This window comes from Leptolyngbya sp. FACHB-711, assembly GCF_014695615.1.
Taxonomy (GTDB): domain Bacteria; phylum Cyanobacteriota; class Cyanobacteriia; order Elainellales; family Elainellaceae; genus Leptolyngbya_A.
On record NZ_JACJOR010000177.1, the window covers coordinates 1 to 11,035 of the forward strand.

The 11,035-nt window shown below is 49.6% G+C and carries 13 protein-coding genes and 1 pseudogene; 7 read left to right on the forward strand and 7 right to left on the reverse strand.

The window, feature by feature from the left end; all coding sequences use genetic code 11:
* The 7 genes and pseudogenes from H6F80_RS06255 to ispD form a co-directional block, all read left to right on the forward strand.
* The coding region (locus tag H6F80_RS06255; protein WP_242067192.1) for a TldD/PmbA family protein at positions 1-1,328 on the forward strand (1,328 nt) is incomplete at its 5' end.
* Complete coding sequence (locus H6F80_RS06260; protein ID WP_190790729.1) at positions 1,329-1,487, forward strand: hypothetical protein; 159 nt, start codon at positions 1,329-1,331, stop codon at positions 1,485-1,487. It begins immediately after the preceding gene.
* Between the two features lie 3 nt (positions 1,488-1,490).
* A pseudogene (locus H6F80_RS30285) lies at positions 1,491-1,619 on the forward strand (DUF29 family protein); the annotation flags it as partial.
* A gap of 59 nt (positions 1,620-1,678) precedes the next feature.
* Positions 1,679-2,551 (forward strand): MBL fold metallo-hydrolase, encoded by an 873-nt coding sequence (locus tag H6F80_RS06270; protein WP_190790730.1) that lies wholly within the window; start codon positions 1,679-1,681, stop codon positions 2,549-2,551.
* Positions 2,548-2,922: a hypothetical protein gene (locus H6F80_RS06275; RefSeq protein WP_190790731.1), complete on the forward strand. Its 375-nt coding sequence runs from the start codon at positions 2,548-2,550 to the stop codon at positions 2,920-2,922. Before H6F80_RS06270 ends, H6F80_RS06275 begins: the two co-directional genes overlap by 4 nt.
* A gap of 91 nt (positions 2,923-3,013) precedes the next feature.
* Positions 3,014-3,280, forward strand: a complete 267-nt coding sequence (locus H6F80_RS06280) for a DUF2584 family protein (RefSeq protein ID WP_190790732.1) — start codon at positions 3,014-3,016, stop codon at positions 3,278-3,280.
* 80 nt (positions 3,281-3,360) lie between these two features.
* The gene (ispD, locus tag H6F80_RS06285; RefSeq protein ID WP_190790733.1) at positions 3,361-4,056 is read left to right on the forward strand and encodes a 2-C-methyl-D-erythritol 4-phosphate cytidylyltransferase; all 696 of its coding nucleotides are present in this window, start codon (positions 3,361-3,363) and stop codon (positions 4,054-4,056) included.
* A gap of 146 nt (positions 4,057-4,202) precedes the next feature.
* Here the strand turns inward: ispD and H6F80_RS06290 are convergent, their stop codons facing one another.
* The 7 genes from H6F80_RS06290 to H6F80_RS06320 all read right to left on the reverse strand — a co-directional run bounded on the left by H6F80_RS06290 (position 4,203) and on the right by H6F80_RS06320 (position 10,668).
* A complete protein-coding gene (locus H6F80_RS06290; RefSeq protein ID WP_190790734.1) occupies positions 4,203-4,883 on the reverse strand; it encodes an immunity protein CdiI family protein in 681 nt (226 codons plus the stop codon).
* Positions 4,884-5,170: 287 nt separating this feature from the next.
* Complete coding sequence (locus tag H6F80_RS06295) at positions 5,171-5,695, reverse strand: GrpB family protein (protein ID WP_190790735.1); 525 nt, start codon at positions 5,693-5,695, stop codon at positions 5,171-5,173.
* Positions 5,696-6,328: 633 nt separating this feature from the next.
* The gene (locus tag H6F80_RS30290) at positions 6,329-7,009 is read right to left on the reverse strand and encodes a DUF1294 domain-containing protein (protein WP_190790736.1); all 681 of its coding nucleotides are present in this window, start codon (positions 7,007-7,009) and stop codon (positions 6,329-6,331) included.
* A 401-nt stretch (positions 7,010-7,410) separates the two neighbouring features.
* The gene (locus H6F80_RS06305) at positions 7,411-7,986 is read right to left on the reverse strand and encodes a TMEM175 family protein (RefSeq protein WP_190790737.1); all 576 of its coding nucleotides are present in this window, start codon (positions 7,984-7,986) and stop codon (positions 7,411-7,413) included.
* A gap of 128 nt (positions 7,987-8,114) precedes the next feature.
* Complete coding sequence (gene nei / locus H6F80_RS06310) at positions 8,115-8,936, reverse strand: endonuclease VIII (protein WP_190790738.1); 822 nt, start codon at positions 8,934-8,936, stop codon at positions 8,115-8,117.
* 170 nt (positions 8,937-9,106) lie between these two features.
* Positions 9,107-10,012, reverse strand: a complete 906-nt coding sequence (locus tag H6F80_RS06315) for a hypothetical protein (protein WP_242067193.1) — start codon at positions 10,010-10,012, stop codon at positions 9,107-9,109.
* Between the two features lie 56 nt (positions 10,013-10,068).
* Positions 10,069-10,668: a DUF1517 domain-containing protein gene (locus H6F80_RS06320; RefSeq protein ID WP_190790739.1), complete on the reverse strand. Its 600-nt coding sequence runs from the start codon at positions 10,666-10,668 to the stop codon at positions 10,069-10,071.
* Between the last annotated feature and the right edge of the window lie 367 nt (positions 10,669-11,035).

Here is an 11,035-nt window from a genome sequence, read left to right on the forward strand (position 1 = left end):
CTCCCCTTGAATCTACCTTCGATCGCCTCGTTACCCAGCTTCGATCGCTCCTGTCATCCGAAGAATCCTTTAAGCTCAGGCTGATGGGCGAACAGAGCCAGTTCATCCGGTTTAATCGCGCTAAAGTTCGGCAAACGGGCAACGTGCGAGATGGCTCGATTTCCCTAACGCTAATGCAAGACCAGCGCACCACTTCGCGATTGTTTCCTTTTACCGGAAATTGGGAAACCGATTGGCATGGAGTAAAAGATGCTCTGGAAGACCTGCGGCAGGAGATCTCTCAGCTTCCTGAAGACCCCTATCTGGTGATTCCAACAGGGGACGCGACTAGCTGTGATGTCCAGACCGGGAAGCTGCTTCCACCCGGGGCGATCGTGGATGCGATTTTGCCGGATGTGGCAGGGCTAGACTTTACAGGCCTTTACAGCGGTGGGTCGATTTTTCGCGGCTATGCAGACTCTGCCGGACAAAAGCACTGGTTTGCCACCGATTCCTTTGCGCTGGACTATTCCCTGTTCACGGCAGACGGTCAGGCAGTCAAAGGCACCTTTGCCGGAAATCAGTGGGATCAGGCGGCTTATACTGCCAAGCTGGTCGAGTCCAAACAGCAGCTCGATCGTCTTTCTCAGCCTCCAAAACCGATCGCTCGCGGACAGTACCGCACTTATCTGGCTCCGGCGGCAATGGCAGATCTGGTGAGTATGTTGTCCTGGGGCGGCGTCAGCGAATCGGCAATTCAGCGAGGCGGCAGTGCACTGGGAGTGCTGCAAAGGGGCGAAAAACAGCTCTCTGAACAGTTTTACCTCAGCGAAGACTTCAGCCGGGGACTGGTACCGCGCTTTAACGAATGGGGTGAAGTTGCGCCGATCGATCTCCCCTTAATCCAGGCGGGCAAGCTGGTGAATACGCTGATTAGCTCTCGTTCCGCCAAGGAATTTGGCAAACCCGCAAACGGCGCAAGCGGCGGCGAAGGACTGAGATCGCCCTCGGTCGCGCCTGGAACCCTGGCATCGTCTGACATTCTCAAAGCCCTCAACACCGGGCTCTATTTGTCCAACCTGCACTACCTCAACTGGAGCGATCGACCGAGCGGCAGAATTACGGGCATGACTCGCTACGCCTGCTTCTGGGTCGAGAACGGTGAAATCATTGCGCCGATCGAAAATTTGCGCTTCGACGAAACCCTGTATCGCTTCTGGGGCGAAAACCTGCTGGCACTCACCGACACCCAGGAGTTTATCCCGGAAGTGGGAACCTATGGCGGACGCGACGTGGGCGGAACGTGGGTTCCGGGTGCGCTGGTGGAAGGGTTTACCTATACGCTGTAGTTGGCTGTTGTCGTTGCGTGCTGTTGCTGCTCTAGGCGCGATCGGGGTGCGATCGTTTCAGCGGCGATCGTTATCATGGAGGCAATCATGGTGTGGCAGAATTGGCCCTCTACTCCTGATTCCGTAACGCCCCATGCTATAACCGCGATCGAGCCGTGACCCATGGACTCCACATCGCTTTACGAAGCCGATTTCTATGCCTGGACGCAGGAGCAGGTCAATCTGCTTAAAACGCAGCAGTGTCACCGGCTTGATGCCGTTCACCTGATCGCGGAAATTGAAGCGCTACACACTGCAACAGGTGATCAGTGCAGACTTTTTACCGGGAATTCCTTTGATTCCTTAAAATCATGGCACATCTTACTGAACGACGATCGGAAAATGTCAGCGGTAACTTCTACGTCGATCGCACCTGTATTGACTGCGATACCTGTCGCTGGATGGCTCCCGAAGTCTTTGCCGATATCGGCGACCAGTCAGCCGTCTATCATCAGCCTATTAGTGAAGCAGAGCATTTGAAGGCAATGCAGGCGTTATTGTCCTGTCCCACAGCGTCGATCGGCACAGTCGAAAAACCAACCGATGTTCTGAAAATTCAGGCAAGTTTTCCGATTCATATCGCTGACAATGTTTATCACTGCGGCTATCACGCCGAGAATTCTTTTGGTGCAGCAAGCTATTTGATTCAACGTTCAGAGGGGAATATCCTGGTGGATTCACCCCGGTTTGCGCCGCCGTTAGTGAAACAGATTGAAAAAATGGGCGGGGTTCGTTATCTGTATCTCACTCATCGCGATGATGTTGCCGATCATCAAAAGTTTCACGATCATTTTGGCTGCGATCGAATCTTGCATCAAGCAGAAATCAGCCGCGGTACGCAAGACGTTGAAATTCAGCTTTCCGGCAGCGAACCTTTTGCGTTAGCCGACGATTTGCTGATTATCCCCGTTCCCGGACATACGCGCGGACACACCGTTTTGCTGTATGACGATCGCTTTTTGTTCACCGGGGACCACCTTGCCTGGTCGAGCGAACTGGGTCATTTGTACGCCTTTCGCCGTGCCTGCTGGTATTCCTGGACAGAGTTGAGGCAATCGATGCAAAATTTAGCAAAATACTCCTTTGAATGGGTGCTTCCTGGTCATGGTCGTCGCTACCATGCCGATCGACAAACAATGCAACATCAGATGCAGCAATGTCTTGAGTGGATGGCAACCCAATGAATGACATCACCGGAACGTGGCTGGGAACCTATTGGCAAGATGGCAACCCGACTCGCTTTGAGGCAACTTTTGTGCAGGGCGGCAATACTCTTTCGGGACGCATTCTGGACGACGGAATGCTGGGAGAAGCGCAGGTGACGGGCGATTTGGTGGGGCGCAGAATTCAGTTCACTAAACAATACCTCACCAGCTCACCGCAGCCGATTCAATACCAGGGCACGCTTTCCGAAGATGGCAACACGATGAGCGGCAAATGGAATATCGGCAGACGCTACTCTGGCTCCTGGGAAGCCCATCGCAATGACAATGATTTGATGGCCTCATTGCAGGCTCGACTCACCAAATCAATTCCGGTGGGAGCCGATCGCTAAATGATCATTCATGCCCAGTGGGGTTGATCCTTAATTCATTGATTCATTCGACAGTGTTCAAACAGAAGTGTTTCAAAAGTGAGGTGACGTAATGGGAATGCCCTGTGAAGTGAATAGTATTCTCAAGCTCAAGCTCGACGAACTCGATCTCAGTTCACTGAAGTCGGACAGTTTTCGTCACGCCACCAAACAGGGCTATCGCATTCTGCCGATCGACGTACCCATTCCGCTCGTCGATCAAAACTGGCTTGCCCACGCCGATGTAATCATCAGCCAGCTCGTCTGGGAAAATCAAATCACCCGTTTAACCTACAAAGTTCATCGCCGCTACCCAGAGCCTTTTTCGGTCAAGGGTTGACGATCGCCACCCCCAGAGGTGCAAAATCACGAACCAATTCACGGTAAAGTAACAGCAAGTTCCTTACTCGCTCAACTTCCGTGTATCTTCTCATTCCCGCAGCCGGATCGGGTCGGCGCATGGGCAGCAGCCGAAACAAGCTTTTGCTTCCGCTCCTGGGTCAACCCCTGATCGCCTGGACCCTGATCGCCGCCAAACAATCAAGCCACATTCACTGGATTGGCATCGTCTGCCAACCCGACGACTGGCACGACTTCAAAGAAATTGTGTCTGACCTGGAAATGTCGAAGGTGGTGCATTTCATCCAGGGCGGCTCAACGCGCCAGGAGTCAGTTTATCGTGGCTTACAGGCACTACCTGTCGTTGCCGATCGCGTCTTGATCCACGATGGTGCACGCTGCCTTGCCACCCCAGAATTATTCGATCGCTGTGCAGATGCCCTGCAAGACTGTCAGGGTTTGATTGCTGCTGTCGCGGTCAAAGACACGATCAAGGTCGTCAATTCTGCCAGCAAAATTATCGAATCAACGCCCGATCGCGCCAACCTCTGGGCAGCTCAAACGCCACAAGGCTTTGTCGTTGAAGATCTGCTGCGCTGTCACGAAGAAGGCATCCGCCGAGGCTGGGAAGTTACCGACGATGCGGCATTGTTTGAACAGTGCGGGCTTCCGGTACAAATTGTCGAAGGCGAAGAAACGAATTTGAAGGTGACAACTCCGGTTGATTTGACGATCGCCGAATTCATTCTGCGCCAGCGAAGTTCTTCTAGTTCATGATGAGGTGAAGTGAACGTAGCATATTTGCTGCCTAACGGCAAAACGCAGCGGCGGCAGATAACATTGAACTCAATACCAGCCGCTTTCAACCGTCCGCTGCCGTGAAGTGTTGGCTGCTGTGGGGCAAGATTTTGATAAAAATTGACTCACAGCAATCGTTGTGATGAATTATCGATATCATCTTGCTGGTACTGCTCTCTGTAGGCATTGATCCAATCATCCAGTTTCATAAGTTGTGTTTTTTCCTGATGGTAAATACGCTTAAGTACCTCATACTCTGCGCTTAGCTCTCTTTGCAACTGCACCCAAAGCCTAATACCCTCTCGACTCCATATTTTGGCTACTTCTTCGCTAGGGAAGCGAGAATCAGGTGGATAGTCATGATCAAGCGTGTCATCAAAAACATCTTGCCATTTGTTTAATCGCTCAAGAGTTTCTTGGCTAATAGGAAGCTTAACCGGATCAAAACATCCGACATCATCAACATACCAAGTTGCCCAACAGCTATACTCAGCTCCTAGCCTGATCCTTTTCACCATAGGAGCATCAGGATGTTTGAACAATCCTGCTAATCTTGTGCTGTAGTAGAACACGTCATAGTTAGAGGCTAATTCTTGACGTACCTTCTTCCACAGTTCAATGCCTTCTCGGTCAAAGGCTTCATAAGATTCAGGAGTAGGAAACCTTAATAGATTCTTCTTGCCACAAACAGTTTTGAGCGTGTTTAACCATACTTCAAGTTGCACTCTTGTATTAGGATCTAACGGTAATTCGTCTAAGCCAATCAGTTGATGCCAACGTGAAGGCGTGCTGACTGGATCAGTCATAAACGGCTTATCTGTCCTATAGCAGTCAGCATTCAGCACAATCTCACTCTTTTGATTTTGGTTTGTTCTTTCTCTTCTCCACATACGTCATGTTTTGCCTCTATTTTGGTACCGCAGAACTGCTTGCTCTCAGTAATTTCAAAAGAACTTTGCTTTGAACTTAACAGGATATATTCAAGCCAATGCCTTGACCGAATATGTAAAGCCGTCCAACAAGGTGATGAAGCGGACAGGCGAGAGATCTTGATTGGGTTGCTAAAGTTACTTGCCACCGCTTATTTTGGTCGTTAGCTGGCTAGCTGTTGTCGAGCTTTTTGCATAACAGACTCTATGTACTCTGCTTTGCCCACTGTGTATGCTTCTCGATCGCTCGAAAAGCGTTGGGCAAGATGACGCTTCAATTGTGCATACCGTGCCGCTTCGTCTGAATGCTTGCAAAGATAGTCTCGAAATATCAAACGCTCCCACAGTACACTGTCTGGCTCAACCATATGGATATGATGAGTGCGTGGACTGTTAGGTGGTAGACCCTTCACAAAAAACATCCGTTGAGGGTCGGGATTATCGAACCAGTAAGCATAGCTCAAGTGTTCTAGCTGAGAGACAGCAACTTGCTTTGCTTCTGCAAGGGAGCGTACCCCTACCAATAAATCAATAATGGGTTTTGCAGCTAACCCGGGTACTGCCGTGCTGCCAAAATGCTCAATGCGAGTGATGAGATCTCTATCTACAACCGTCCGAATACGTGCAGATTCCTGTTCAAAAAGTAGCACCCAGTTTGGGTCATACTCAGTGATGACAACTTCATCCATTGGTCTACTTCATCCATTGGTCTGCAAATTGTCAAGGTGGACTCAACTAACCTAATAGGTCTAGGAAAATTTTACAGGCTTTATGTAGCATTACATAGCGCTAGATGTCATCTAACTGATAGCAGCTTCTTGTGAAGCCCTATAGGGCTGAATAGTTAGTGCGATCAATGGAGCAAGTTCCTAAGAAACTAAATCTAATCCAGTGTTAAAAGGCTCACTTGTCGCCGATTCGTTGACAGTTTCTTTCACCCTGAAGGTGCCTCAGCGCATAGATTGCTAACTTTTATTTAGAACTTTGATCTGTAACAATCGCCCCAGGCACTGAAACCTGACAACGACCGATCGCCTCCTGAGCAAACGCCTCTAATTTGCCGTCTTCAATGTCTTGCTCTATTTGCTCATCCCAGCGGTCTTAATCTAAATCAAGGAACCACAGCCTTAATTTCTCAAACTCAGCGGATGGCAATGAAAGAATTGCTGCTTCAATTTGCTCAAGGTTTGACATAGCCAGTTGTACCTCTCTAACCCGTGAGAGAATTATAGCTTCGCCGAAAAGGGTAGATACCCTGCATTTGTTGCTGGTAAGCCTTCCGATGAACCCCTCTTGAACATCGATAGATGAACTATTAACTGCTAAAAATAACTGTTAAAAATTGCTGTGATTAGTGTTCTATTCAGAAACAGCCAATCTACCCAAAACGCAAAATGGAGTGCGACGATCGCCCAAAAGACGATCTGATACGAACGCTTAATATTCTTATGGTGCAGTCTACGCTGGGCAATAAAGCCACCCAACCAGCCGCCCATCAGTTCGCACAGGTGCAGTGTCCGCTCTGGAATTCTGCGGTCTCCGCATTTCGCACGCGACTTATCATCGGCGTAGAGGGCATAGGTCACTAGGCTCATGACAGGATAAAGAGCAAGCGGGATGGGGATAGCGGTTGACCACGCAAAATGGAGTGAGCCAATGACGGGTAGACTTGATAGCAGCAATGTCTCTAAAACAGGGAAAGGATAAACAGGGAAAGGATATTTGTTCCCAGCATTGGATGTCGCCCTTCCAATTGAAGATGCGGAGCGGGAATGAGACGTGCGCCTTGCTCCTGCGATGAAAGCATTACAGGCACGAATTTTTCCATCTTCAGTAACAACGTGATAGTAGATTGTGTCACCTACTTTTGGACGACGAGTTGAGTCTTTTAGCGCAGAAATATGCACAAAAACTTCTTGGCTCCCATCAACAGGTTGAATAAAGCCAAATCCTCGATCGTCCTTCCATTTTGTCAATTGACCGCTTTGTAAGCCAGATTTCATCGGGAGTCCTTACGACTGTCTTACAATTTACCCAATTGTTCTAATGACCTATCAAGAAAGTTGATCCTCACTGCCGCTGGCAATTGGGACAGGAATACGGCGACTAACATCTGACATAATTCCTTCCCCAAATTCCTACAAATTGATAGAACAATCAAGCTAGTACAGCAAGCGATTTTTGTCAGTCTAGGAAATTATTGCCATTTTGCTGGTGTATCCTCCTGGTGCTACCCCGACTTGCGTTTTTTCTCAGTTTTGCCAGTGAATAGTAGCTGAGCAGCCGAACTTTTATTTAGAACGTGACTCGCTTTGATTAATGACAATTGCCCCCAATACTGAAACCCGGCAACGACCGATCGCCCGACGAGCAAGATCTCAGGTTTGAATATTAAGCACTTCTCTCAGGGAGTCAAAACTCGCTCAATGCGGCGATCGGGAATAAGCCACATCCCTGCAACTAAAACATACAGCAGACAGGCAAGCCATGAGTTTAAGAAGGAAAGCGGAATCGCCAGAGCATAGGTCACGATCGATACCTTGCCCTTGAAGTCTTCTCCAATCGCAGTTCCTAGTGGAGAATCTTTGCCGTGGGAAGCAATGAGAATGCGGGTTAGGATGAAGTAAGCGATCGCAGCAAGCAGAAGTACTCCGCCGTAGAAAGCAGACGGCACGGCAGCAAAGTGATTTTCGCCCGCCCAACCTGTGACAAAAGGAAAGAGCGACAACCAGAACAGCAGATGCAGATTTGCCCACAAGGTCTTGCCATTGATGTGCCGAACTGCCTGTAGTAAATGATGGTGGTTGTTCCAGTAGATTGCGAGATAGATAAAACTCAGGACATAGCTCAGGAACACCGGAACTAAAGGACGCAGCGCAGCCAGATTTGCCTCATGTGGAATTTTTAACTCCAGCACCATGATGGTAATAATGATGGCAATAACACCATCGCTGAATGCTTCTAACCTCCCTTTATTCATGTTTTGTGTGCTCCTTTTCTGCTTTTAACAAAGTGAATTTAGATATCTTGTACCTTACCAGTCTTTTGCGCGTCCTTAGGTGTCCTCAACCACAAGCGGAAAAACCAATTGACTGGGGATGCTTTCCGTCACTGCTGTTGACAATTGGGGCAGTAATACAGTCTTCTTCCCGCTAGCATTTCTTTCACGATCGCCGTCCCGCATCGAAAACAGGGTTTGCCTTCGCGGTTAAAGACCCAGTGGCGATATTCAGAGCGTTTTTTGCCTGCGGCTTTGAGCTGATGGACAATCGCTAAATCGTTCGTGATGCCTTTGGTAATGTAGGATTGATGCGGCAGATCGATTGCGGCTTGAGCAAGGGCAGCAAGTTGAGCTGGGGAGCAATCGATCGGGCGATAGGAGGGCGGCACACGGGCGACAAACAGAATTTCGCTTCGCAGGTAGTTACCTAGACCACAGAGAAAACCCTGGTTCAGCAGCAGTCCGGGCAGATTGCGGCGAGAGAATTGCTTGTCTTTAAAGCGATCGATCACCTGTTCCACGGTGGTATGGGGATCAAGAACATCCACACCAAGGCGCGTCAAAAACGGGTGGTACATGACTCCTTCCGGCGTGAGCACTTCGATATCAGATGCGCTGTAGAGCAGGGCGGATTTTTTCGCGTTGTGAATGGCTAAACGCAACTGCCGATTGGTTTCGGGATACTGATGAGCACTGCGAATCACCCAGATGCCATAAAGCTGATTGTGGCTGTAGAGCGTTAGATCGTTATCAAATCGGGTCAGCAATGCCTTGCCCTTGGGCAACACCGAGAGAATGCGTCGATCGCGCAAAACTGCTTCGTAGGGCTTGAGATGCTCAAACGCAAAAAATACCTCAGTCACGGGATAAGGGACGATCGCCTTCGCAATCTGATCCGCCGCACGTTTGATTTCTGGTCCTTCTGGCATGGGCGAGCTAACTGCGCTAACGTTTCGATCGTACTGCCTGTCTCAGTTTTTCTGCTGCATTCACTCACGAACTCATAAAAAAGCCCAGGAGAGTTAGACTGCACAAAGGCAAATCTATTTCTTTCCCAGGCTTTTCGGTTAAGCAGAATTCAGTCAATCAAGCGGTTTCTTTAGCGTCTTCTACCGCCACCGCTAAATCCACGGGAGCGGCGACCGCTAGTGCCAAAGCCTCGATTTCTGTTGGTGGGTCGCTGGAAGGTTGGCGTTGTGGTTCGGTTCGATCGTCTGAGGTTGCTAGAGCCATAGCCTGAACCTGTCGATCGATTTGCCCGTCTCAGATTGCTAGAGCCAAAACCGCCGCCTGTCGATCCGTTAGCGCGGCTAGTCCCGCGAACAGGAGCTGTCACCGAAGGGGTTCTGAGCTGTCCGGTAGTGCGAAGTGCCTGACGATTGCGAACTTCGATCGGCGGAGCCTGATAGCGGCGTTGATACTGATTGATTGCCGCCCCGTAACTGTTGCCGTAGCCGCCATAGCCCCTTAACGGAATTCCAGGCTGATAAACGGGCGGGAAATAATAGGTGGGACGGAACAGCAAACTACCGAGAGCCTGTCCAGCTAATGCACCTGCAAAAGGAGTCCAGAAGCTAGATTCCTGACGAACCACGACCACTTCGGACTGCCCAGTTTCCGGGTTAGGCTGGGTTTCTGTCACGTTGTGAACGTACTCGATGCGAAAATCTTCGCTCAGATACAGGGCAGGGTTGCCATTCTCGACCTTGAGAAAGCTTTTTTGTCCTGCTTTAGTTTGCTCATCGGTTAGTCGTGCCAGGGGCAAATTGGTGCTTCGGTAAATCGAGGATTCACCGGGACGCGTGTTAAGCAGCATGACGGAATATTCGCCAATACTGTCGTCATAAGTTGCTTGCTGCACCGGGTACTCTCCGTCAGACAGATTGGTCTGGGGAGAAGCTTGCGGAGAAGCTTGCGGAGAAGTCTGGGTTTGCTGCGGAGCATCTGCCGTTGCATCAAAGGGAGCAGTGCAGGCTGCCGTAGTCCAAGCAAGGCTGAAAGTCATCGAAACGATCAAAAATTTGCGAAGCATACGCCTCAAAAATGAATGCAGGGTAATACTCATAGCGGCACCAGTTCTGGAAAGTTAAGCAGCAGTTGATCGTCAGTCAATTCATCGCCCAGACGCGCAGGCGAGAAGTGAACCTGAATTGCCCTCAATCGTCCAGCATAGTGCAAGTTAATCAGCGTCTTCAATCCGGCTCGGAGTGCAGTCATGTTGCCCAGATCCGTCTCCAGAGCATCTGCGGATCCTTCATAAGCGACAGTCAGCATCACCACCAGATTTTCGGTGACAGGAATCAGCAAATCATCCTCTTCGGTATCTGTTTCGCTATCCCTTGCCGTGCCATATCGCTGTGCCGAATCCGTAAACAGCTCTGTCACATAGTCGTCTGCGTCACCTTCATCCCAAAACACATCGCCTTCGTTCGCTGCCGACTGCCAGTAGGTGTCATATTGCAGGAGGGATTCGCAAATCTGCACCAATCCTTCTCCCAAAACCTCCATTTCGCCTTCTGAATCCATTGCCTCCTGTGCAGCCTGATTTAACACGCCTAACAGCGGCGCAACTTCGCGTCCCGCTAAATGGATAAAAATCCGACAGACGGTGATTTGCGTTTTACCGCTCATTCGGTTAAGTCGATCGCGCCAGGAAGTCATAAGTCAATTGATGAGGGCAGTTTGAGGGGTTGGGTCAACCGAGAGAAAACATCATTTGCAGGAAACTCAGAGCTTTTCTAAAGTTCCCTTACGGCTCTTAATTACCGAATCAAATGACAGTGAATTAAATAAAAATGATTGACCCCTAATAACACCAACTTAGACGATAACTATTTCGCTAAATCTAAATCAATTTAATCTGCGAATTGTAAGGAAACCGTCTATCTATGGTTTAACTTGATTGCAATCCTTTGAGGGATACGGGAGCAATACGGATTTCCGCCTGCTTTTGGTTCATTCAGCTGGGATGGGATTGGTTGGCTGGGGTCGGGGAAATTGGGGAAATGGAGGGAGTCGAGGGGATTGA

Bases quoted from the DNA above. Each gene is read 5' to 3' on its own strand.
- H6F80_RS06270 (WP_190790730.1), top strand. From the start codon at position 1,679: ATGGCACATCTTACTGAACGACGATCGGAAAATGTCAGCGGTAACTTC.
- H6F80_RS06275 (WP_190790731.1), top strand. From the start codon at position 2,548: ATGAATGACATCACCGGAACGTGGCTGGGAACCTATTGGCAAGATGGC.
- H6F80_RS06280 (WP_190790732.1), top strand. From the start codon at position 3,014: ATGGGAATGCCCTGTGAAGTGAATAGTATTCTCAAGCTCAAGCTCGAC.
- H6F80_RS06290 (WP_190790734.1), bottom strand. From the start codon at position 4,883: ATGACTGATCCAGTCAGCACGCCTTCACGTTGGCATCAACTGATTGGC.
- H6F80_RS06295 (WP_190790735.1), bottom strand. From the start codon at position 5,695: ATGGATGAAGTTGTCATCACTGAGTATGACCCAAACTGGGTGCTACTT.
- H6F80_RS30290 (WP_190790736.1), bottom strand. From the start codon at position 7,009: ATGAAATCTGGCTTACAAAGCGGTCAATTGACAAAATGGAAGGACGAT.
- H6F80_RS06305 (WP_190790737.1), bottom strand. From the start codon at position 7,986: ATGAATAAAGGGAGGTTAGAAGCATTCAGCGATGGTGTTATTGCCATC.
- nei (WP_190790738.1), bottom strand. From the start codon at position 8,936: ATGCCAGAAGGACCAGAAATCAAACGTGCGGCGGATCAGATTGCGAAG.
- H6F80_RS06315 (WP_242067193.1), bottom strand. From the start codon at position 10,012: ATGACTTTCAGCCTTGCTTGGACTACGGCAGCCTGCACTGCTCCCTTT.
- H6F80_RS06320 (WP_190790739.1), bottom strand. From the start codon at position 10,668: ATGACTTCCTGGCGCGATCGACTTAACCGAATGAGCGGTAAAACGCAA.